Raw genomic sequence first — 22,160 nt, forward strand, 5'->3', positions numbered from 1 at the left:
CGTCCTTATGCCTGCACCAAAGGGCCTGGGTTTTTCAGATACTGCTCGCGAATCGCGCGGGCAGACCAGTAAGCCAACGCGGCCACGGTGCCGGTCGGGTTGTAACCCAGCCCTTGCGGGAAGGCCGACGCGCCAATGGAAAACACGTTGTGCACGTCCCAGCTTTGCAGATAGCGGTTTACCGCGCTGGTCTTCGGATCTTCGCCCATCACCGCGCCACCGTTCATGTGCGTAGTCTGGTAACTGGTGGTGTCAAAATGGCTGTTGGCGTTTTTCGGGCTGCCGGCGATCAGTTTCGGGTTCATCGCTTTGGCGATCGGCGCCATTTTGTCGTACATGAATTGCGCCATCTTGACGTCGTTTTCCTGCCAGTCGAACGTCATGCGCAGCAGCGGCTGACCAAACACGTTCTTGTAGGTGGGATCGAGGTCCAGATAATTGCTGCGGTACGACTGGTGCGCCCCGTGGGCGTCCATCGACACGTGATGGGTATAAGCGTCCGCCACCGCCGCTTTCCACTTGCTGCCCCAGGCCGGGGTACCCGGAGGCGTCGGCAAGCCGGAAATCGGTTTGGTACCCGCCTGGTTGACCCAGAACGGTGAACCGCCGACAAAGCCTTCTTTGGCATGGTCAAAGTTATCGGCGTTGAAATCGTCCACCCCGACGCCGTTGCCGCCAGCACCGATGAACGGGTTGGTGAACACGTCCTTGTCGAAAAACGCTTTAATGGTGGTCATATTCTGATAGGCGAAATTGCGCCCGACAACGCCCTCGCCGGTTACAGGATCGTAAGGCTTGCCGATGCCGGACAGCAGCATCAGATGCACGTTGTGGAACTGGAAGGCGCCCAGGATCACCAGCTCCGCCGGCTGTTCGATTTCGCGGCCCTGCGCATCGACGTAATTCACGCCGGTGGCGCGGGATTTGTCGGCGCTCAGATTCACTTTCAACACGTTGGCGTTGGTACGCAACTCGAAGCGTTTCTCCATGCGCAACGCCGGCAGAATATTGACGTTCGGCGATGCCTTGGAATACATGTAGCAGGCGTAACCGCTGCAGAAGCCGCAGAAGTTGCACGGCCCCATCTGCGCACCGTAAGGGTTGGTATAGGAGTCCGACGTGTTGGCGGAAGGCAGATTATACGGGTGATAACCCACCTCCAGCGCCGCCTTCTCGAACAGTTGGGCGGAGAAGGTATTCTTTTGCGCCGGCAGCGGGAAATCGCTGGAGCGATCGGCCGCAAAGCGGTTGCCGCCCTTCTGCGCCACTTTCTGGCCCTTGATGGTCCAGGCGGTGCCGGAAGTGCCAAACACTTTTTCGGCTTTATCGAAGAACGGCTCCAGCTCGTCGTAAGTCACGCCGAAGTCCTGAATGGTCATGTCTTTCGGGATAAAACTCTTGCCGTAGCGCTCTTCGTAGTGGCTGCGCATGCGCAACTCGATCGGGTCAACGCGAAAATGCACGCCGGACCAGTGCAAGCCCGCCCCGCCCACGCCGGTGCCCGGCAGAAAGGCGGCCAGTTGGCGATAAGGCACCGCAGTCTGGCTGGTATTATGCCGAATGGTCACGGTACTTTTCGACAGGTCCTGGAACAGTTTGCGGCGGATATTATAGGTCAGCTCGTCAATCACCTGCGGGTAGGAGCCGTCCGGATAAGTATCGCGCATCGGGCCACGTTCCAGCGCCACCACATTCAAGCCCGCCTCGGTCAGCTCCTTGGCCATGATCGCGCCAACCCAGCCGAAACCGACGATCACCGCGTCTACTTTTTTCATTACCGTTGCCATCGTTATCCCCTCTCCCCACGAATTGATACCGGTGGGAAGGGATAGCGTTCCCCTCGCTCAACCCAGTCCATAAAGTCGGCGCGCGCGCCCGGAAAATTAATCAGCTTCCAGCCGACCATGTCTTTGTTACCGCCATGGATCGGATCGCTGAAGAAACCTTCACGGGTGTTTTGCAGCAGGTAGGAGAAGAACAGCTTGGAAGGCAACTGCGAGAATTCCGCCTCACCTGATTCAAACTTCTGCAGCAGCGCATCCTGCTGTGCAGCATCCAGCTCGGCAAAGGCTTTGCCGGCGGTTTTCTTGCAGTAGGCATCCGCGTCGCTGATACCCAGGTTGTAAATCTGTTTCGGCACCAGCGGCAGTTGGTAACCCATCTCTTTCGGCACATCCGGGTTGAAAGGCCCTTGCATGTACCAGATTGAACCTGTGGCGTACGGGGTATTCATCTGGCGATCGATAAACTCCGGCACGCCGGCTTCCAGCGCACCAGGGCCGCGATCGTCAGCCGGGATCAGGCGCGCGGCAGCGGCCTTGATAAATGCCCATTCTTCCGGGGTGAAAAACGTGGGCTGGTAGTCCGTTGGGGTGTCTGTAGCCGCGACAGCAGGCATGGGTGCCGTCAGGGCGCTGACGCCGCTGCCGCCAATCACCGCTGCGGGAATTAAAGTCATCGATTTCAGCAGGAAATCGCGCCGTGAGTTGTTAGTTTTATCGTCCGACATGTCACATTCCATCCAAAGATAATCACAACTATTTAACCTCAACCTTGTGATTATTGCGGGATTTAAAAACAATTTGTTACTTATTTGTCTATTTTTTGAAGGTTACTTTGTAAACTCAAGCCAGAATGTTACCGGTAACTTATTGAATGAACGTAAAGAATTATACGCTAATGTAAATTTAACTATTTGTGCGGTTTTTGAGGTAACAGGATGGGAAATAACGAAAAATGAGAGATACGTCGCGACGTTGCCGCGTCGATAAAGAAAAACCGGCCGCTGCGAGCGACCGGTTTTCGCAAAAAATAGAGCTTACTGCGACATTGCCTGGTAGGCCGTCGTCACCTTCCATAAATAGCGCGGCGCCTGTGGGGCCGGATGCTTTTTCTGGATGTGCTGATAAAACTCATCCGGGCTCATCTGATTAATGCGGTTTACCGCCACGCGCTTGTCTGAGGCGAACGTGCGCAACATGGCACCAGCCCCATTGACATAAGAAACGATGGTGGCGTACTGCAAGGTCTGTGGGTTGTTGATCCCGGCTAGCTGCTGGCTTTGAAGAATATTGATATAGGCCGTTCCCAGATCAATATTGACCGCCGGATCCTTCAACTCACGCGAGCTGGGTTGCCCGCTTCTTCCTTTCAGACGATAGGCGTCACGTCCGGCGGTAGAAGGTTTCAGCTGCATTAATCCCACGGCGTTCGAGGTGCTGACCACGTTCGGGTTAAACCCGGACTCCACCTGAATAATCGCTTTAATCAGCGTTTCGTCAACGCCATAACTGCTGGCGGCCTGACGAATGTAATCGTTATAGGCGACCGGTGTCCCCGTGCGGTTGACCGGAGCCTGCGGGGGAGTTTTTAACCACCCCCCACGCGATGTGCCACTGCCTGAAATAGTACTTGTCGTTTGCGGGTCTTTGGCGCACCCCGACAAAAGCAACATTGCCGTCAGGCAACCGATTTTTGTTTTCACAGAATCCCTCACTCCTTTCAATGGGTTGCGTAGCATATACAACTTGTAAGGACGCCTGCATAATTTTTTTGGTCTAATCTCAAGCTATCCATATACCAAGAGGTGATTTATGAGTCAATCTGCAACGACGTGTTTTGTGGTGACTTTCCACTATCAGGAAGAAGGATTGGCTGATTTGGCCAAGCTTACCGGACAATTAACCCGTGATGGATTTGTCACTTCGGTGACAGATGAACAGGGCGTTCCGCATCAGTTGGGCAGCAACAGTTTTGCCTTTATAACTCCATTGAATCAAGAAGATGTTCAACAGCTGGCGCAGAAGCTCGGTGAAGTTGCCTTGGGGAAAACCCCGGAGGTCGACATAGCTCGCTATGAGGAGTACGTTAAGCGGTTACATACGGATACATAAAATGCTATAACTCACCTGACGGTATTATTTTCTCAATGGATTGATAGCCTGCCGTCAGCGTAAAGGTGACGCTTGACTTCGCTACAATTGATATTGATAATCATTTTCATTTGAGCCAGGAGATGTCACCATGCTTTTGAAACGATGCGTTTTTCCCCGCCTTTCACTCATTCAGGTCAGGGAGTTTTACCGCCCTTTTGCCCTGCTGAGTCTGCTGTTCGCCGCGAGCCTCGTCAGTAATGCCGCACTAGCAGAAAAGAAACTGCGCGTGGTGACGACCTTTACCATCATTCAGGATATCGCTCAAAACGTGGCCGGCGATGCCGCCGTGGTCGAGTCCATTACCAAGCCGGGAGCGGAGATCCACGATTATCAGCCAACGCCGCGCGATATCGTTAAAGCGCAGCACGCCGACCTGATCCTGTGGAACGGCATGAACCTCGAACGTTGGTTCCAACGCTTCTTCGAGAATATCAAACAGGTGCCCGCCGCCGTGGTGACCGAAGGCATCACCCCACTGCCCATCCACGAAGGTCCGTATAATGGCAACCCGAATCCGCATGCCTGGATGTCCGCCAGCAATGCGCTGATCTATATAGAAAACATCCGTAAAGCGCTGGTGCAGCACGACCCGGCCAACGCAGAAACCTATAACCGCAACGCCAAAGCCTATGCCGCCAAAATCAGTGCGCTGGATGCCCCGCTGCGCGAGCGCCTTTCGCGTATTCCCGCAGCCCAGCGTTGGTTGGTTACCAGCGAAGGCGCATTCAGCTATCTGGCGAAAGATTATCAGTTGAAAGAAGTCTATCTGTGGCCCATTAATGCCGACGAGCAAGGATCGCCGCAGCAGGTTCGCCGGGTCATAGATACCGTGCGCGCCAACCGCATTCCGGTGGTGTTCAGCGAAAGCACCATTTCCGACAAGCCGGCCAAGCAGGTGGCGAAAGAAACCGGGGCGAAATACGGCGGCGTGCTGTATGTCGACTCGCTGTCCACCCAGGGCGGCCCGGTCCCGACGTATATAGATCTGCTGAACGTCACCGTACAAACCATCGCCAAAGGATTTGATCAATGACCACCGAGGTTTTTGTCCGCCCTGAGTTGAGCGTTGATGACGTTACCGTTACCTACAACAACGGCCATACCGCGATCCACAACGCCAGTTTTAACCTGAGCGGCGGTGCCATCTGCGCGTTAGTGGGCGTCAACGGCAGCGGCAAGTCGACGCTGTTCAAAAGCATCATGGGGCTGGTCAAGCCCACCACCGGCCGTGTGCAGTTGAACGACAAGCCGGTGGCGCATGCGCTGAAGAAAAATATTATTGCCTACGTCCCGCAAACCGAAGACGTCGACTGGAACTTCCCGGTTCTGGTGGAAGATGTGGTGATGATGGGCCGCTACGGCAAGATGAATTTTCTGCGCATTCCCGCCCGGGAAGATCGGTTGCGCGTCGATAAAGCGCTGGAGCGCGTTGGCCTGAGCGAACTGCGCACCCGCCAGATCGGCGAACTGTCCGGCGGGCAGAAAAAACGCGTATTCCTGGCGCGAGCGCTGGCGCAGCAAGGCTCCGTGCTGTTGCTGGATGAACCCTTCACCGGTGTGGACGTCAAAACCGAGAACGCAATTATCGATCTGCTGCGCGCGTTGCGTGACGAAGGTCACCTGATCCTGGTTTCCACCCATAATCTGGGTAGCGTGCCGGAATTTTGTGACCGGGTGATCCTGATTAACCGCACGGTGCTGGCCGCCGGCCCGACCGAAACCACCTTTACCCAAAGCAATCTGGAACAGGCGTTCGGCGGCGTGTTGCGCCATATCAACCTGTCCGGCCCGGATCTGCACGACGATAACGATCCGCGCACCGTGACGGTATTGACCGATGACGAACGCCCGGCGGTGTTCTATGGCCATACCAAAAGCGACCCGCCTGCGCAAAGCCAGCAAAAGGAGAAACAACCCTGATGCTGGAAACTCTGCTGCAACCCTTCAATTACAACTACATGGTCAAAGCCATCTGGGTCAGCGCCATCGTTGGCGCCGCCTGCGCGTTTCTATCGGCTTATCTGATGTTGAAAGGCTGGTCGCTGATGGGCGATGCTCTGTCGCACTCGGTGGTGCCGGGCGTCGCCGGAGCCTATGCCCTTGGGCTGCCGTACGCCGCTGGGGCCTTCTTCACGGGCATGCTGGCCGCACTGGCCATGACGTTGGTGCGCCACGTCACCCGCCTGCGTGAAGACGCCATCATCGGCTTTATTTTTTCGACCTTCTTCGCCGTCGGGCTGCTGATCATTTCCCTCAATCCGACGTCGATTAACGTGCAGTCGATTATCTTCGGCAATATTCTCGGCATCGCCGACGAAGACGTGCTGCAGGTCGAGATTATCATTGGCGTCTCGCTGCTGATTCTATGCCTGGTGTGGAAAGATCTGCTGGCGGTGTTCTTTGACGAAAACCACGCGGTGTCGATTGGCCTCTCCCCGCTGCGGATGAAAATTCTGTTTTTCACCCTGCTCAGTGCCTGTACCGTCGCGGCATTACAAACCGTCGGGGCGATTTTGGTGATCGCCATGGTGATTACGCCAGGTGCCACCGCCTATCTGCTGACCGACCGCTTTAGCCGATTAGTGATCATCGCCATCGTCATCGGCGCACTGACCAGCGGTATCGGTGCCTATCTGAGCTTCTTCCTCGACGGCGCTACCGGCGGTGTGATCGTGACCCTGCAAACGCTGGTGTTCCTGGCGGCGTTTTTCTTCGCCCCCAAACACGGCTTGCTGGCGTCCCGGCGTCGCGTGGCCCGCGAACAGACCGGAGGCCACTGATGGAAACCCTGTATCAACTGCTCAGTGAGCCCTTCGCCTACCCGTTTATGCAGCGGGCGATCCTGGCCGCTATCGTGACCGGCGTGGTGTGCGCGGTGCTGTCGTGCTATCTGGTGCTCAAAGGCTGGTCGCTGATGGGCGATGCCATCTCGCACGCGGTGCTGCCCGGCATCGTCGTGGCGTTCGTGCTTGGCATCCCGGTGGTTATCGGTGCGTTTTTCTCCGGCATTTTCTGCGCGGTGGCCACCGGCTACCTGAAAGAAAACAGCCGGGTGAAAGAGGACACGGTGATGGGCATCGTTTTCTCCGGCATGTTCGCCTTCGGGCTGGTGCTGTTTTCCCGCGTCGATACCGACCAGCACCTGAGCCACATCCTGTTCGGCAATATGCTGGGCATTACCGACGCAGAGTTGAAGCAAACGCTGCTGATTGCCGGCATTACGTTAGGGGTGGTGCTGCTAAAGCGCAAAGATCTGATGCTGTACTGTTTCGATCCCAGCCATGCCAGGGTGATTGGCCTGCCGGTGAAGCTGCTGCACTACGGCTTGCTATGCCTGCTGGCGCTGACCATTGTCGCTTCGCTGCAAGCCGTCGGGGTAATTCTGGTCATTGCGATGCTGATAGCCCCGGGCATCATTGCCTTTATGCTGTGCCGCAGTTTCGATCGCATGCTGATCATCGCAACTCTGGTGTCGGTCTTCTCCTGCGTGCTCGGCACCCTGATCAGCTTTCACATCGACGGCGCGACCGGCCCTTGTATCGTGATCGTTCAGGCGATTGTGTTTGTTATCGCCCTGCTCTACAGTAAACTCAGGCCGTTACAACGTCACGAAGAGGCGTTACTCAACGAGAAGCCCTAACGCTGGCGGCGGTGGGCAATCTCACCGCCGCTTATCATATTGCTGCCGGTAGATACCTGGCCTGACGCTATGCCAGACATAGTCCTGACTATTCACCGCTTCATATCCCACTTTTTGATACAGCCACGGCGCGGGCGCCCAGCTCGAGGCGGTCATAAAAGCGTGGGTGAACGCCAAATTTAATTCACTTTTGCCCGTGTCGTTCAGGTATTCGCCGTGCTGCCACTGCACCATTACTTCCTCATCTTATTGATTAGAAAAGTCATCTTATATACCCGCCGTTGCCACCAGCCGGATAAACATCGCTCCGGTGCCGCGAAGTTGCAATAGGCTGCGTGCTTAAATGAATCAATAGCGTATATACTTTGAGCAAACGCGAATGGCGAAAAAATCGCCTTCCATTGGTGCCAGTGTGCGCCAGGTCGTGTTTTCGGAACGGTAAAGACGCTAACCTAATGAATTCGCAGGCAACACAGAGGGGGTGTACCATGTGGCAAGCCGTTAGCCGTCTGTTAAGTGAACATCTTGGCAGCGCAGAAATCCGCGAAAGGACTGAACTGCCCGGGGGAGAAATCCACCCGGCGTGGCGCGTGAGTTACGGTGACAACGAGGTATTTGTCAAATGCGATGCCCGCGAAATGCTGCCGATCTTTACCGCCGAAGCCGATCAACTGGCCTTGCTGGCACGCAGTAAAACCGTGCGGGTGCCGCAGGTTTATGGCGTCGGCAGCGATCGTGACTACAGCTTCCTGCTGCTGGAATATCAGCCGCTGAAACCCTTCGATGCCCACGGCGCTCATTGCCTCGGCCAACAGTTGGCCCATTTGCACAAATGGAGCGAACAGCCGCAGTTTGGCCTCGACTTCGATAACGATTTGACCACCACTCCGCAACCCAATGCCTGGCAACGCCGCTGGTCGGAATTCTTTGCCGAACAACGCATTGGCTGGCAACTGCAGTTAGCGGCGGAGAAAGGCATGACCTTTGGTGATATTGATGAAATTATCGACGTGGTGTATCTGCGCCTGCAGCACCATCAGCCGCAACCTTCACTGCTGCACGGCAACCTGTGGCCGGGCAACTGCGGCATGACCACCAACGGTCCGATCCTGTTCGATCCCGCCAGCTACTGGGGCGATCGCGAATGCGATCTGGCGATGCTGCCGCTATACCCTGAGCTGCCGCCGCAGATTTATGACGGTTATCAGAGCGTCTGGCCGTTGGAACATGGGTTTATTGAACGCCAACCGCTGTACCAGCTGTATTACCTGCTAAACCACAGCAATCTGTTCGGCGGCCAGCATCTGGTCAAGGCCCAGCGTGCAGTAGAAGCATTGCTGCGCCCCCAAGCCCGATAGCGTCAAGGCGCCGAATGCAGCGCCTTGACTTAGCCTCGCTTTAAGCCGCGCCGGCCAGTTGGCCAAGCAACTTGATGACGAACCAGGCAATTACCGCGATCACCACCGGCAAAATGTACAGCGGGAAGTACTGCAGGAAAATGGTGTGATGTGGCAGCGTAATGCGTTCTTCCAGTTGCGCACGCGTATGCCCTGCATCGCCTTTGGCCTGTTCGAGAATCATCTGGTCTTCCAGACCTTCACGGATAAACTTCACCTGGCGCGACATGCGCGCGCCTGATGCCTGTAACGCCAGCCCGACAAAAATCAAAAAATAGATGATGATAAACATCAGATTGGCGCCGCTGAACAGGCTTCTCGCTACGTCCGGCACCGGCGAGTTATACCAGAAGATATTCAGGAACGGCGTGTTGAAGCGCACCATATCCACCATCACGTGGACGAAATCCAACATCACCGCATTAATGCCTTTGGTCTTCTCACTGTGTTGATAGAAAAACAGCAGCAGCGAGATCAGCGTTGACAGCAACGCGGGGATGAAAACCACCCAGCCAAGAATGCGTTTCACAATGGCGATGCGCCCAGCCTGTTGATACGTCATGTGTTCCCCTTGTAAGCGACGTAACCGTAATTGGCTAAGTCTACCTGTAGTTACTGAAACTCGCCCACCGTTTTCTTTCTCCTCGCTGTGCTACACAGCGTAGCCGGGATTGGCCGTTTTCAACAACTTAACGGCGACAACCCATTCTCATTAAATGGCTATATAGTTAATGCAATCATTCTGAAAGGGGACGTCATGATTCGCCTGATTATCCTGTTATTGGGCCCACAGGCGCTACACGGCCAGCGGCGCGCGTTGCTGTTGTTTGGTGGTGCATGGATGGCCGCCGGTTCGTTGATGTTAATTGACGTGCTCGAAGATGGCCGCTCGGTGTTGGCGCTGGATGCACTGGCGGTGGTGCTGGCGCTCGAGGGTCTGGTGGCGATCTCCGCCGCGCTGGTGATTGGCTCCGCCGCCAGCCGACCGGTATTGCTGAAAGGGCTGGGGTTTCTGATGATGGCCTTTTTGGTGCTGGACGTCCCGGCAGACGACAATATTGTCGCCACGCTGGTGTTCGGCAGCGCGTTGTTGCTGGACGGTTCCGTGCGTATCGCCTCTTCTACCCTGATCCAGCACAGCCGCTGGAAACCGGTCGCGCTGGCCGGCGGCTTCGAAATCTTGCTGTCGCTATTTATTTTTACCGGCTGGCCGGTGCCGCATCGCATGACGGTCCCCTTTTGCGTCGGCGTCATGCTTTTGCTGTCGGGTTGGGCGGTGCTGCGCATCGCGCAGCGGCTGGAGAGTTTCTCCCTGAACCGGCACCAGCCAGCCGCTGCGCTAACGACTCAGGCCGCCCCCTTGACGGTCTATGTCTGGACGCCGGTGGCGGCGGCGAAAGATGCGCGCCGGCGCTACATTGTTGACCGCTATATCGCAGCGGTGGACGGCGGCGGCAATATCTCCACCGGGCATGCTGCGCTGGCGCTGGCCCCGGATTTGTACATCAGCCATTATCCGCTCAATGACATCAGCCATTCAGTGCAAGATTTCCGTCAGTTACTGCATTCCGGCGAGCAAAATAACGTCGACGGCCGTTTTTTACCCGATTTGCAGCAAGAAGTGGCAGCCTGGTGCGCACCCGACAAAAAAATCCGGTTCCGCCGTTATAACCCGGCCGCCTTGCATGCTTTCTGGCGAGAATATCGCCAGGACACAACCTACAACCTGACGCGCCGCAACTGTTCCACCGCGGTGATTCTGGCGCTGGACAGTGCGCTGGAGGGCGTGCTGGGTGACAAGCCTCTGTGGCGCCGTTTTCTGTTTTTGATCCTCGACCCTCATCTGTGGATGCTGGCGATGCTGCGTAGCCGGGGCGAGAGCATGACCTGGACGCCGGGGCTGGTGCTGGACTACGCGCGCATGCTGCAACAGGTTACCGAGCGACAGCACCAGCGCTGGTGGTCAAAACTGCGAGATCTGTGGCGTATCCTGCGTTTCGGCAAGGCACCCAAAGCGAATGCGGCGCAATCAGGCAGGCAAAAATTTTAGTCTGGTTCCCGGCGGTGATAAAGTGGTGGGTACATTCACCGACGCCGGCAGGAGCTCATCGCTAATGGCCTATTCGCAACGCATTGAAACCGCTATTTTTGATATGGACGGTTTGTTGATCGATTCAGAACCTCTGTGGCTACAGGCGGAACTGGATATCTTTGGCGCACTGGGGCTGGATCTGTCCGACCGCCATAAACTGCCGGACACCCTCGGACTGCGCATCGATCTGGTGGTAAAAATGTGGTATCAGGCCATGCCGTGGCAAGGCGTTTCGCTGGAGGAGGTCTCTGCGCGGATTATCGAACGCGCCATTGAGCTGGTGCATGAAAAACGGCCGTTGCTGCCGGGCGTGCACCAGGCCTTGGAACTGTGCCGCAGCCTGGATCTGAATATCGGGCTTGCCTCCGCATCGCCACTGCACATGCAACAGCAAGTGTTGAAGATGTTCGATCTGGCGGGGTATTTCGACCAGTTGGTGTCCGCCGAATACCTGCCTTACAGCAAACCGCACCCGGAAGTTTACCTTATCGCCGCCGAACGTCTCGGCAGCGATCCGTTGCGCTGCATCACGCTGGAAGACTCGTTCAACGGCATGATTGCCACCAAGGCCGCGAGAATGCGTTCAATCGTCATCCCGGCGCAAGAGTATCGCCACGACACCCGCTGGGCATTGGCGGACCATAAGCTCGATACCCTCGAACAGCTCACGCCTGAGCATCTGGCGTAATCTTCGCGGCGGCGTTATCTCGCTGCCGCCCTGCCTCTCTTTTATCTTCAGATTCCCCCCTAACTTTCAAAACCATGCCTTAGGTCAAAAAATAAATAAAACATTATTTCATTTTTATTGAATTAACGTGCCACCTTATTTATGCTGGGGACATCAAGAAAGCGCCGGGTGGCCGGCGAGCGCTGTCACTGCCACGCAGCGCAACTCTGCCGTTCGGCGCTTTCTCCCGCATTTCTTTAGTCAAAGAGGCATTGAGATGGACGTCCGTCAAAGCATTCATAGCGATCACGCCAAACAGCTCGACACTGCCGGCCTGCGCCGCGAGTTTCTTATCGAGAAAATCTTCGAAGCCGACAGCTACACCATGACCTACAGCCACATTGACCGCATCATCGTCGGCGGCATCAACCCGGTGAGCAAAACGGTGACTATCGGCAGTGAAGTAGGCCAACAGCTTGGCGTCAGTTACTTTTTGGAGCGCCGCGAGCTGGGCGTAATCAATATCGGTGGCGCCGGGGTCATTACCGTCGACGGCGAAACCTATGAAATTGGCCATGAAGAAGCCCTGTATGTCGGCCAGGGCGCTCAGAACGTCGGCTTCAGCAGCCTCGACCCGGCCAAACCGGCCAAGTTCTACTACAACAGCGCCCCGGCGCATACCCGCTACCCGAATCGGAAAATCACGCTGGCAGAAGCCGCCCCTCAGACGCTGGGCGACGACGCCACCAGCAACCGCCGCACCATCAATAAATTCATCGTGCCGGACGTGCTGCCGACCTGTCAGCTCACCATGGGCCTGACCAAACTGGCGCCAGGCAATCTGTGGAATACCATGCCCTGCCACACTCACGAGCGACGCATGGAAGTCTATTTCTATTTCGATATGAACGACGAAACGGCGGTATTTCACATGATGGGTCACCCGCAGGAAACCCGTCATCTGTTGGTGCATAACGAGCAGGCCGTGATCTCCCCAAGTTGGTCGGTTCACGCCGGCGTAGGCACCCAGCGCTATACCTTTATCTGGGGCATGATTGGCGAGAACCAGATCTTTGGCGATATGGACCACGTCGCCGTCAGCGAACTGCGCTGATCCCCTTTCCCCGTAATGGCTGCGCGGCACCCGGCCGCGCGGTGAGAGAGTATGATTATGGTTGCTGATTCTTTTGATTTAACCGGTAAGGTGGCGCTGGTGACCGGTTGCGACACCGGATTGGGCCAAGGCATGGCGGTGGGTCTGGCACAGGCGGGCTGCGATATCATCGGCGTCAACCGCAGCCGCCCGCAGCAGACTCAGGACAAGGTCAGGGCACTCGGTCGGCGTTTTCTCGATCTGCACGCTGACCTGAGCACCATCGACGTGATCTCGCCCCTGCTGGAAAACGCCGTCGCCGAATTCGGTCACATCGACATTCTGGTGAATAACGCCGGCATCATCAGGCGCGACGACGCCATCGATTTCAGTGAAAAAGACTGGGACGATGTGATGAACCTGAATATAAAAACCCTGTTTTTCATGGCACAGGCAGCGGCAAGGCAGTTTATCCGGCAAGGCGGCGGTGGCAAGATCATCAATATTGCCTCAATGCTTTCCTATCAGGGGGGCATTCGCGTGCCATCCTATACCGCGTCAAAAAGTGCAGTGATGGGGGTGACGCGGCTGTTGGCCAACGAATGGGCGAAGCATGGCATTAACGTCAACGCCATTGCCCCCGGCTACATGGCCACCAATAATACCGAGCGGTTGCGTGCCGATGAGGAGCGCAATCTGGAAATTCTGGAGCGCATTCCGGCCGGGCGCTGGGGTCTGCCGGAAGATATGATGGGGCCGGTGGTGTTTCTGGCCTCGGGCGCTTCGGATTACGTTAACGGCTATACCCTCGCGGTCGACGGCGGTTGGCTGGCACGCTGACGTGAAGTTTATCCGTACCGGGCTCTGCATACAGAGCCTTTTTTGCCTCCACGGTTTTCACAACGCGCAATTCATCATCGTGTTACGTAACAACTCGTTGTAAAACCGGGGAAAATAAACAATTAGTTACAGGGTAACCGCTTCCGCTACTGTTAATTTTCCCATATACTGGATAAATTAACAGTTTACCAGCCGGAACAACAGCAGCATGACCGCGGAAGGGCATCTTATTTTCTCTGTCGCTTGCGCGATTTTCGCCAAGAAGGCCGAAGTGACTCCAGAGCTGGCCACCGGCGACTGGTGGCACATCATCCCTGCCGCGCTGCTGACCTCACTGCTGCCCGATATCGATCACCCCAAATCGGTCCTGGGTCAACGCCTGCGCTGGATCGCCATTCCCATTTCCCGTGCCTTTGGGCATCGAGGTTTCACCCACAGCCTGCTGGCGATCATCGGCGGTATGGCATTGTTCCAGTTAGACGTGCCGCGCAGTTGGCCCATTCCGCCCGACGTGCTGCATGCCATGATTATCGGCTATTTCAGCCACCTGTTGGCCGATATGCTCACCCCTGCCGGCGTGCCGCTGCTGTGGCCCTGTCGCTGGCGTTTTCGCCTGCCGGTGCTAAATTCTCAGAAAGGCAATCAGTTGGAGCGCGCCCTGTGCCTGTGCCTAGTGGCTTTCGCCATCTATTGGCAAGGGGGTTGCACCATTCCAGTGCAGTCCTACTTTGAACAAATCAAAAATATCAGACTGTGATCACAAAGATCGGCCACTAAATATTCATAAAGTATATTAATCAAACAAATTCATATCCTACGTTATATCAAATTCCATTTGGATATAAGTGAGCCGTTGCGCAAACTGTTACGATATTTGGTATCGCTACACCTTGGTGCGTAGCCGTTTTTATATAAGAAAAATGATTGGAGACATTGGGGATGAATTTTCCGCTGGTAATTAACGTGGTGGTTTTTGTCGCCCTCCTTTTGCTGTTGGCGCAAACCCGCCATAAGCAATGGAGCCTGGCGAAAAAAGTACTGGTCGGCCTGGTGATGGGCGTCGTATTCGGCCTGGGCCTGCAACTGGTGTATGGCTCGGACAACCCGGTACTGAAAGAATCCATCAGCTGGTTCAACATTGTCGGTAACGGCTATGTGCAACTGCTGCAAATGATCGTGATGCCGCTGGTATTCGCCTCAATCCTGAGCGCGGTAGCCAAGCTGCATAACGCCTCCTCACTGGGCAAAATCAGTTTCCTGACTATCGGTACTCTGCTGTTTACCACGCTGATCGCCGCGTTGGTGGGTGTGCTGGTAACCAACCTGTTTGGCCTGACCGCGGAAGGCCTGGTGCAAGGCACGCAAGAAAGCGCGCGCATGGCGGCCATCCAGAGCAACTATGTCGGTAAAGTGGCGGATCTGACCGTACCGCAGCTGGTATTGTCGTTCGTGCCGAAAAATCCGTTTGCCGATCTGACCGGTGCCAGCCCGACCGCGATCATCAGCGTAGTGATCTTCGCTGCCTTCCTGGGCGTGGCTTCGCTGCAATTGTTGAAAGACGATAAAGAGAAAGGCCAGCGCGTACTGGTGGCTATCGACACCCTGCAAGCCTGGGTGATGAAGCTGGTGCGTCTGGTGATGAAACTGACCCCGTACGGCGTGCTGGCGTTAATGACCAAAGTGGTGGCCGGTTCCAACATCCACGATATCGTCAAACTCGGCAGCTTCGTGGTGGCATCTTACCTCGGTCTGGCAATCATGTTTGGGGTACACGCCCTGCTGCTGGCCTTCACCGGCGTTAACCCGGCGAAATTCTTCCGCAAGGTCTGGCCGGTCATCACCTTCGCCTTCACCAGCCGCTCCAGCGCCGCCAGCATTCCGCTGAACGTTGAAGCGCAGACTCGCCGTCTGGGCGTGCCTGAATCCATCGCCAGCTTCTCCGCTTCATTCGGTGCCACCATTGGCCAGAACGGGTGTGCAGGCCTGTATCCTGCGATGTTGGCGGTGATGGTTGCCCCAACCGTTGGCATCAACCCGTTGGATCCGGTGTGGATCGCCACGCTGGTGGGTATCGTCACCATCAGCTCCGCCGGCGTTGCCGGTGTGGGCGGCGGCGCCACCTTCGCCGCATTGATTGTGCTGCCTGCGCTTGGCCTCCCGGTCACGCTGGTCGCCCTGCTGATTTCGGTCGAACCGCTGATCGACATGGGCCGTACCGCGCTGAACGTCAGTGGTTCGATGACCGCCGGCACCGTCACCAGCCAATTGATGAAGCAGACGGACAAAAGCATTATGGACAGTGAAGACGAAGTGGAACTGGCTCACCAGTAAGTTTCGTCCGCAATAAAAAAACCGGGGCTGCGATGCTCCGGTTTTTTTATGTCTGCGATAGCGATTCGTTGATTTATTTCGGCAGTCGCCTGGCGTGTGGAAAGCGCTACACAATGAAGGCAAGCTTAGAAGGGGTAATCGTGGTAACCCATCTGCTCGGAAATGTTGCGCGCGGCGGTATGCAGGCGTTTCACGTAATCCGCCCTGGCATCTTCGGAGAAACGGATGGTGGGGAATGAGATGCTCAGCCCGGCGATCACCACGCCAAAGCGATCGAATACCGGCACCGCAATGCAACGTAGCCCCTCTTCCTGCTCTTCAATGTCTTCGCCTACCCCGTGTTCACGTACCTGATCCAACACCGACAGCAGCGTAGCGGCGCGGGTAATCGTATGCGGAGTACTGCGGGTAAATTCAATCTGCGACAGAATTTCTTCCACTTCCGTCCGATCGCGCCAGGCCAGCAACACTTTACCGATAGCGGTGCTGTGCAGCGGGTTGCGGCGGCCGATGCGTGAATACATGCGCAGGTTATACATTGAGTCAATTTTATGGATATAGACAATGCTGTCTTCATCCAGCGCACCGAGGTGAATGGTTTCACGGGTGTGGTTCGACAGCTCGCGCATCTGAATATCGGCGCTGCGGATCAGATCGACGTTCTGCAGCGACTTGGCGCCGAGTTCAAACAGCTTGAGAGTAAGCGCATATTTTTCCGATTCCCCTTCCTGAGAGACATAGCCCAGCGACTTCATGGTCTGCAGAAAACGGTAGACGGTGCTTTTGGACATCATGACCCGTTGGGAAAGCTCAGTAATGCCGATCTCGCGTTCCTCGCCCAGCGCTTGCAAGATGCCGAACACTTTCAGCACTGATGAAACAGAATCCGGTTGTTTATCTAGATCTGCGTTAGCCATAGTCATTATCCTACTCAGCTTTTTCTGTTTTAAGAAATTTGAACAAGGGTTTCAGTATACGCGCAAGCCCTGATGCCCCGCAATGGAGCCAAAAGGGAAATGCCAGAAGATGAATGGATTAGGTCCACCCTCATCGGTTATTACAATTGAGCCGGCCAGCGAAGGTGCAATCACCGGCGAATATGATTAGCATATTAATATTCCCCCGTATTAATACCTTTGAGATCAACATGCGTTCTTGTACTGACGGCCTCCCCGTCCCGCAACGCTATGGGGCCATCCTCGCCATCGCCCTGGGCATTACCGTTTCCGTGCTTGACGGTGCGATCGCCAATGTGGCGCTGCCCACCATCGCACGCGATCTTAACGCCAGCCCGGCCAGTTCTATCTGGGTGGTTAATGCCTATCAGTTGGCCATCACCATTTCACTGCTGTCGCTGGCCTCGCTCGGTGACTTGATTGGTTATCGTCGCATCTATCAGGCCGGTTTGCTGGTGTTCAGCATTACCTCGCTGTTTTGCGCCCTGTCCGATTCGCTGGTGACCTTGACCATTGCCCGCGTGCTTCAGGGGTTTGGCGCCGCCGCCATCATGAGCGTCAACACCGCGCTGATCCGCATTATCTATCCGCAGCGCTTTCTCGGGCGCGGCATGGGCATCAACTCACTGATTGTCGCCTTTTCCTCGGCGGCAGGCCCCACGGTGGCGGCGGCGATACTGTCCGTAGCTTCCTGGCAATGGTTGTTTGCCATTAACCTGCCGATTGGCATTGTGGCGCTGGTGCTGGGAATGAAGTTCCTGCCCGGCAATAACCAAAAAAGCAGCAATCAGCGCTTTGACCCGACCAGCGCCGTGATGAACGCCCTGACCTTCGGGCTGTTGATCACCGCCATCAGTGGCTTTGCCCAGGGCCAGAGCCTGACGCTGATATTCAGCGAGATCGCCGCACTGTTGGTTATCGGTTTCTTCTTCGTCCGCCGCCAACTGCGACAAGAGTTTCCGCTGCTGCCGGTCGACCTGCTGCGCATCCCTATTTTCGCCCTGTCGATGGGCACCTCCATCTGTTCCTTCGCCGCGCAAATGCTGGCAATGGTCTCGCTGCCGTTCTTTTTGCAAAGCACGCTGGGCCGCGATGAAGTTGCGACCGGGCTGCTGCTGACACCCTGGCCGCTGGCGATTATCGTTATGGCACCGCTCGCCGGGCGGCTGGTGGAGCGGGTTCACGCCGGGTTATTGGGCTGTATCGGGCTGGGAGTCTTTGCCCTGGGGTTGTTCCTGCTGGCGCTGCTACCGCCTAACCCGTCGGATCTCGACATCATCTGGCGCATGGTGCTGTGCGGTGCCGGCTTCGGGCTATTCCAGTCGCCGAATAACCACACCATTATTTCTGCCGCGCCCCGCAACCGCAGCGGCGGTGCCAGTGGCATGCTCGGTACTGCCCGCCTGTTAGGACAAACCTCCGGCGCCGCGCTGGTGGCGCTGATGTTCAACCTGTTCCCCACCTCAGGTACTCACGCCTCGCTGATCCTGGCCGGTGCTTTCGCCACGCTGGCGGCCGCGGTCAGCAGCCTGCGTATCACCCAACCGCGCGCCGAACCGGCGGAACGCAGCCCGCAAGCCAAATAGCAGACATAAAAAAACCCCGGTAAGCCGGGGTTTTTAACATTCTTAACGTTACTTCAGGTACTGACCTGAACGCAGCGCTTCGATACGCTTATCGAGCGGCGGGTGCGACATGAACAGTTCGCTGAACGACTTGGATTTGCCGTTGATGCAAAACGCCATCATGCTGCCCGCTTCCTGCGGTTCGTAGCTGGTTTTCAGGCGTTGCAGCGCTGCAATCATCTTCTCGCGGCCCACCAGTTTAGCGGAGCCTGCATCGGCGTAGAACTCACGGTGGCGCGAGAACCACATGGTGATGATACTGGCCAGAATGCCGAACACCAGTTCCAGCACCATCGACACACCGAAATAAATCATCGGGTTGCCGTTGCTTTCGCCTTCACCGTCGCGGTTGCCGAGGAAACCGGCGGCTACTTGTGCAATCAAGCGAGAGATGAAGATCACGAAGGTGTTCACGATGCCCTGAATCAGCGTCATGGTGACCATATCGCCGTTGGCGACGTGGCTGATTTCGTGCGCGATAACCGCTTCCGCTTCATCCCGGCTCATGCTCTGCAACAGGCCGGTACTAACGGCAACCAGCGAAGCATCACGGCGTGCGCCGGTGGCGAAAGCGTTAATGTCCGGTGCGTGGTAAATAGCGACCTGCGGCATGGCAATGCCTGCCTGCTGCGACTGACGGCGCACCGTTTCGAGCAACCAGTTTTCGGTTTCGTTACGCGGCTGTTCAATCACTTCCCCGCCTACGGAGCGCAGCGCCATCCATTTGGACATCAGCAGTGAGACAAAGGCACCGCCGAAACCGAACAGACCGGCCATAATCATCAGGCCCTGAACGCTACTGGATTGGATTCCTGTCAGGCTGAGCACCAGCCCGAAAACCAACATCACCGCCAGGTTGGTGAGCAGGAACAGAGCTATACGCATCATAAAATGTTTACTTCCTCATAAATGTTAACAAAACGCTGCCTTGGATACCCTAGATCGTATGGGCATTCGTCACAGTTTCAAGAGTTGCATGCCATTAACCTACTAAAAATACGAAACTTTACAAAATCGGCATTCCAGCATGGCTTTTCAAATTGTAAACGATTGTTGCACAAGGCGGTGGTTTTTCTGACGGCAAGTCAGTGGGATTTGTTATTCAGACGCCCGAGATGGGTATAGGCGAAACCTTGAGCATATTTCAACCCGTAACCCAAGGTGCGGTCAAAACCGATATGGGCACACCCAATCAGCGCCGTCATCAGCCAGAACTGCTGTGGGGAAAAGACAAACAGTAAAGCGCACAGCGCCGGGCCGATATAGGAATGAGCAAGGTTATAACCTATCGCCCCACCTTTTTGCCAAACACATAGCCCAGGAACGGAATGTCCGGTATCAGGAAATAGCCAGCTGTACTCCCGGTGGTAACACAGCGCTACGGACACCAGCAAAACCAGCAGCGACTCAAGCCCGCATCGGAGGAGTTGGCTCGCTCATCATTGCCTCACAGGGGTGTCTAACGCTTCAATGTTCCTTTAGCGGCACCTACAAAAAACGCACCCGAAGGTGCGTTTTTTATTTATCCGGTTGCGTTACTTCGCCGCCGGCTGCTGGGTTGGCTGCGCCTGTTCAAGGTGAGCCAGATCCAACGCGATATGCACGCTTTCATCCAGGTATGGATCCGGTTCCTGGTAATCCTTCGGCAAATCTTCCAGCGCCTTCAGCGGCTTTTTACCGGCGCGCTGCAAGCGATCGTTAATGCGCTGCAAACGGGTAGCGTCATCATCGTGGTTCTCTTTCTCGCGCTGGGCAAGATTGAGCGAGACGATGTTACGCTTGTCTTTCAGCGCCTTGTAATGGGCGATGTCCTGCGCGATGTACTGGAACTCCGGATCCTTGGCTATACGCTGCTCATGGTCTTTCAGCAGTTCAGGATCGAACGGTGTCAGGTCACCGGTTTTGCTGTAGGTAGCCGCGTTGATGCTGTCCCACGGCATGGCGTTGTCTTCAAACGCTTCGCCGGTTTCCGCTGGATCGACGCCGGTAGGCATCAGGATATCCGGCGTTACGCCCTTACGCTGGGTGCTGCCGCCGTTAACGCGGTAGAACTTCTGGATGGTGTATTGCACCGAGCCCAGCGCCGGCCATTCCGGCCGCAGCATCTGATCGTAAATGCGGTTCAGCGAACGATACTGCTGCACGGTACCTTTACCGAAGGTCGGTTCACCGACAATCAGCGCACGGCCGTAGTCCTGCATCGCCGCAGCAAAGATCTCGGAAGCCGAGGCGCTGAAGCGGTCAACCAGCACCACCAGCGGGCCTTTGTAGTAAACGATGCCGTCAGCGTCGGCGTCTTCACGCACTTTGCCGTTGTTATCACGCACCTGTACCACCGGGCCGCTCGGAATGAACAGACCGGAGAGCGAGACCGCTTCGGTCAGTGCGCCGCCGCCGTTGGTACGCAGATCGATGATCAGGCTCTTGACGTTCTGCTTGGCCATTTTCTGCAATTGCACTTTCACGTCATCGGTCAGGCCCACGTAGAAGCCAGGAATGTCCATCACCGCGACTTTCTCTTTGCCGACGGTCTTGATGGTCATTTTCACCGCACGGTCTTCCAGGCGGATACGTTCGCGGGTCAGTGTAACGACGCGGGTTTTGGTGCCCTTGCCGGCCGGCAGGATTTCCAGGCGCACTTTGCTGCCCTTCGGCCCTTTGATCAGGGAAACCACGTCGTCCAGACGCCAGCCGATAACATCGACCACAGGTTTCCCGGTCTGGCCGACGCCGACAATGCGGTCACCCACGGTGATCGCCTTGCTTTTCGCCGCCGGGCCGCCCGGCACCATGGAGTTGATCAACGTGTAATCGTCATCCATCTGCAGTACCGCACCGATGCCTTCCAATGACAGGCTCATCTCGGTGTTGAACTGTTCGGTGTTGCGCGGGGAAAGATAATTGGTGTGCGGGTCGATCTCATGCGCAAAGGCATTCATCGCCAGCTGGAACACGTCTTCGCTGTTGCTTTGCGTCAGGCGCTTGATGGCGAACTGGTAGCGTTTGGTCAGCGTCTCGCGGATTTCTTTGTCGGTCTTGCCGGTCAACTTGAGGTTCAGCTCGTCATATTTGACTTTCGCATCCCACAGGCTGTCCAGTTCGGCCTTGTCTTTCGGCCACGGCGTTTTGCTGCGGTCGAGATCGATAGTGTCGTTGCCGGTAAAGTTCATCGGCTTTTCGAGCAACGACAACGCATAGGTGTAACGCTCAAAACGGCGTTTCTGGGCCAGATTGTACAGCGCGTAGGGCGTATCCAGCTTACCGCTTTTCAGTTCTTCGCCCAGTTGATTGCGCTTGTCGGCGAACTGCGCCACGTCGGAGGCCAGCAACACGTTATGGTTGTAGTCCAGCATATTCAGGTAACGATCGAAGATCTTGCCTGAAAAATCCGCATCGAGGGCAAACTGACGGTAATGAGAGCGAGTGAAGCGCGAGGTTACGCGCTCACTCACAGTAGCATGCTGCGGTTCCTGATGAAGCTGAGGCAGTTGGTCGATGCGGATGTTGGCTGTATCCGCTCCGTAACCGACACCCGCCCACAACAGACCCGCGACTGCTGTTAATCTGACAAATTTGTTCATGCC

22 protein-coding genes are annotated in these 22,160 nt (G+C 56.1%); 13 read left to right on the forward strand and 9 right to left on the reverse strand.

Translation table 11 applies throughout. The features are described from left to right. Positions 1–5: 5 nt before the first annotated feature. The 3 genes from V2S86_RS09015 to V2S86_RS09025 all read right to left on the reverse strand — a co-directional run bounded on the left by V2S86_RS09015 (position 6) and on the right by V2S86_RS09025 (position 3,484). Positions 6–1,787 carry a GMC family oxidoreductase gene (locus V2S86_RS09015; protein WP_004943573.1) on the reverse strand — a complete coding sequence of 594 codons (1,782 nt, stop codon included), beginning with the start codon at positions 1,785–1,787 and terminating at the stop codon, positions 6–8. Between the two features lie 2 nt (positions 1,788–1,789). Continuing rightward, entirely contained in the window at positions 1,790–2,509 is a 720-nt protein-coding gene (locus V2S86_RS09020) for a gluconate 2-dehydrogenase subunit 3 family protein (RefSeq protein ID WP_330762133.1), read from the reverse strand. 309 nt (positions 2,510–2,818) lie between these two features. Further along, on the reverse strand, positions 2,819–3,484 hold the full coding sequence (locus tag V2S86_RS09025) for a transglycosylase SLT domain-containing protein (RefSeq protein ID WP_311992919.1): 666 nt from the start codon (positions 3,482–3,484) through the stop codon (positions 2,819–2,821). A 109-nt stretch (positions 3,485–3,593) separates the two neighbouring features. On the opposite strand from V2S86_RS09025, the gene ghoS reads away from it, so the two are divergent. The 5 genes from ghoS to V2S86_RS09050 all read left to right on the forward strand — a co-directional run bounded on the left by ghoS (position 3,594) and on the right by V2S86_RS09050 (position 7,575). Next, positions 3,594–3,893 (forward strand): type V toxin-antitoxin system endoribonuclease antitoxin GhoS, encoded by a 300-nt coding sequence (ghoS, locus tag V2S86_RS09030; protein ID WP_119803129.1) that lies wholly within the window; start codon positions 3,594–3,596, stop codon positions 3,891–3,893. Between the two features lie 130 nt (positions 3,894–4,023). Continuing rightward, complete coding sequence (locus V2S86_RS09035) at positions 4,024–4,968, forward strand: metal ABC transporter substrate-binding protein (protein WP_330762134.1); 945 nt, start codon at positions 4,024–4,026, stop codon at positions 4,966–4,968. Next, positions 4,965–5,855 (forward strand): manganese/iron ABC transporter ATP-binding protein, encoded by an 891-nt coding sequence (locus tag V2S86_RS09040; RefSeq protein WP_330762135.1) that lies wholly within the window; start codon positions 4,965–4,967, stop codon positions 5,853–5,855. The genes V2S86_RS09035 and V2S86_RS09040 overlap by 4 nt, the downstream gene beginning before the upstream one ends. After that, complete coding sequence (gene yfeC, locus V2S86_RS09045) at positions 5,855–6,715, forward strand: iron/manganese ABC transporter permease subunit YfeC (protein WP_330762136.1); 861 nt, start codon at positions 5,855–5,857, stop codon at positions 6,713–6,715. The genes V2S86_RS09040 and yfeC overlap by 1 nt, the downstream gene beginning before the upstream one ends. Next, the gene (locus tag V2S86_RS09050) at positions 6,715–7,575 is read left to right on the forward strand and encodes a metal ABC transporter permease (RefSeq protein ID WP_330762137.1); all 861 of its coding nucleotides are present in this window, start codon (positions 6,715–6,717) and stop codon (positions 7,573–7,575) included. Before yfeC ends, V2S86_RS09050 begins: the two co-directional genes overlap by 1 nt. A gap of 21 nt (positions 7,576–7,596) precedes the next feature. Here the strand turns inward: V2S86_RS09050 and V2S86_RS09055 are convergent, their stop codons facing one another. Next, positions 7,597–7,809 (reverse strand): hypothetical protein, encoded by a 213-nt coding sequence (locus V2S86_RS09055; protein WP_330762138.1) that lies wholly within the window; start codon positions 7,807–7,809, stop codon positions 7,597–7,599. Between the two features lie 254 nt (positions 7,810–8,063). Here V2S86_RS09055 and V2S86_RS09060 point away from each other — a divergent pair, with 254 nt between their 5' ends. Beyond that, on the forward strand, positions 8,064–8,933 hold the full coding sequence (locus V2S86_RS09060) for a fructosamine kinase family protein (RefSeq protein WP_212559528.1): 870 nt from the start codon (positions 8,064–8,066) through the stop codon (positions 8,931–8,933). A gap of 40 nt (positions 8,934–8,973) precedes the next feature. Here V2S86_RS09060 and V2S86_RS09065 read toward each other — a convergent pair whose 3' ends face one another. Then, positions 8,974–9,534: a YniB family protein gene (locus V2S86_RS09065; RefSeq protein ID WP_330762139.1), complete on the reverse strand. Its 561-nt coding sequence runs from the start codon at positions 9,532–9,534 to the stop codon at positions 8,974–8,976. 195 nt (positions 9,535–9,729) lie between these two features. On the opposite strand from V2S86_RS09065, the gene V2S86_RS09070 reads away from it, so the two are divergent. The 6 genes from V2S86_RS09070 (at position 9,730) to V2S86_RS09095 (ending at position 15,995) form a co-directional block, all read left to right on the forward strand. Next, positions 9,730–11,022: an HdeD family acid-resistance protein gene (locus V2S86_RS09070; protein WP_330762140.1), complete on the forward strand. Its 1,293-nt coding sequence runs from the start codon at positions 9,730–9,732 to the stop codon at positions 11,020–11,022. A 64-nt stretch (positions 11,023–11,086) separates the two neighbouring features. Next, positions 11,087–11,752, forward strand: coding sequence for a hexitol phosphatase HxpB (hxpB, locus tag V2S86_RS09075; protein ID WP_330762141.1), 666 nt, complete (start codon positions 11,087–11,089; stop codon positions 11,750–11,752). Between the two features lie 256 nt (positions 11,753–12,008). Continuing rightward, complete coding sequence (gene kduI, locus V2S86_RS09080) at positions 12,009–12,845, forward strand: 5-dehydro-4-deoxy-D-glucuronate isomerase (RefSeq protein ID WP_330762142.1); 837 nt, start codon at positions 12,009–12,011, stop codon at positions 12,843–12,845. Between the two features lie 57 nt (positions 12,846–12,902). Continuing rightward, the gene (gene kduD / locus V2S86_RS09085) at positions 12,903–13,664 is read left to right on the forward strand and encodes a 2-dehydro-3-deoxy-D-gluconate 5-dehydrogenase KduD (RefSeq protein ID WP_330762143.1); all 762 of its coding nucleotides are present in this window, start codon (positions 12,903–12,905) and stop codon (positions 13,662–13,664) included. 208 nt (positions 13,665–13,872) lie between these two features. Then, positions 13,873–14,421 carry a metal-dependent hydrolase gene (locus V2S86_RS09090; RefSeq protein WP_330762144.1) on the forward strand — a complete coding sequence of 183 codons (549 nt, stop codon included), beginning with the start codon at positions 13,873–13,875 and terminating at the stop codon, positions 14,419–14,421. Positions 14,422–14,603: 182 nt separating this feature from the next. Further along, positions 14,604–15,995, forward strand: a complete 1,392-nt coding sequence (locus V2S86_RS09095; RefSeq protein WP_330762145.1) for an L-cystine transporter — start codon at positions 14,604–14,606, stop codon at positions 15,993–15,995. A gap of 125 nt (positions 15,996–16,120) precedes the next feature. Here V2S86_RS09095 and kdgR read toward each other — a convergent pair whose 3' ends face one another. Continuing rightward, entirely contained in the window at positions 16,121–16,912 is a 792-nt protein-coding gene (kdgR, locus tag V2S86_RS09100) for a DNA-binding transcriptional regulator KdgR (RefSeq protein ID WP_330762146.1), read from the reverse strand. 230 nt (positions 16,913–17,142) lie between these two features. On the opposite strand from kdgR, the gene V2S86_RS09105 reads away from it, so the two are divergent. Beyond that, on the forward strand, positions 17,143–18,537 hold the full coding sequence (locus V2S86_RS09105) for an MFS transporter (RefSeq protein ID WP_330762147.1): 1,395 nt from the start codon (positions 17,143–17,145) through the stop codon (positions 18,535–18,537). Between the two features lie 48 nt (positions 18,538–18,585). Here the strand turns inward: V2S86_RS09105 and htpX are convergent, their stop codons facing one another. The 3 genes from htpX to prc form a co-directional block, all read right to left on the reverse strand. Further along, on the reverse strand, positions 18,586–19,464 hold the full coding sequence (gene htpX / locus V2S86_RS09110; protein ID WP_006320327.1) for a protease HtpX: 879 nt from the start codon (positions 19,462–19,464) through the stop codon (positions 18,586–18,588). Between the two features lie 197 nt (positions 19,465–19,661). Continuing rightward, positions 19,662–19,964, reverse strand: a complete 303-nt coding sequence (locus V2S86_RS09115; protein ID WP_330762148.1) for a DUF4260 family protein — start codon at positions 19,962–19,964, stop codon at positions 19,662–19,664. Positions 19,965–20,111: 147 nt separating this feature from the next. Next, positions 20,112–22,157 carry a carboxy terminal-processing peptidase gene (gene prc, locus V2S86_RS09120; protein WP_330762149.1) on the reverse strand — a complete coding sequence of 682 codons (2,046 nt, stop codon included), beginning with the start codon at positions 22,155–22,157 and terminating at the stop codon, positions 20,112–20,114. Positions 22,158–22,160: the final 3 nt, after the last annotated feature.

This window comes from Serratia sp. C2(1) (genome assembly GCF_036352655.1).
GTDB classification, from domain to species: Bacteria; Pseudomonadota; Gammaproteobacteria; order Enterobacterales; family Enterobacteriaceae; genus Serratia; species Serratia inhibens.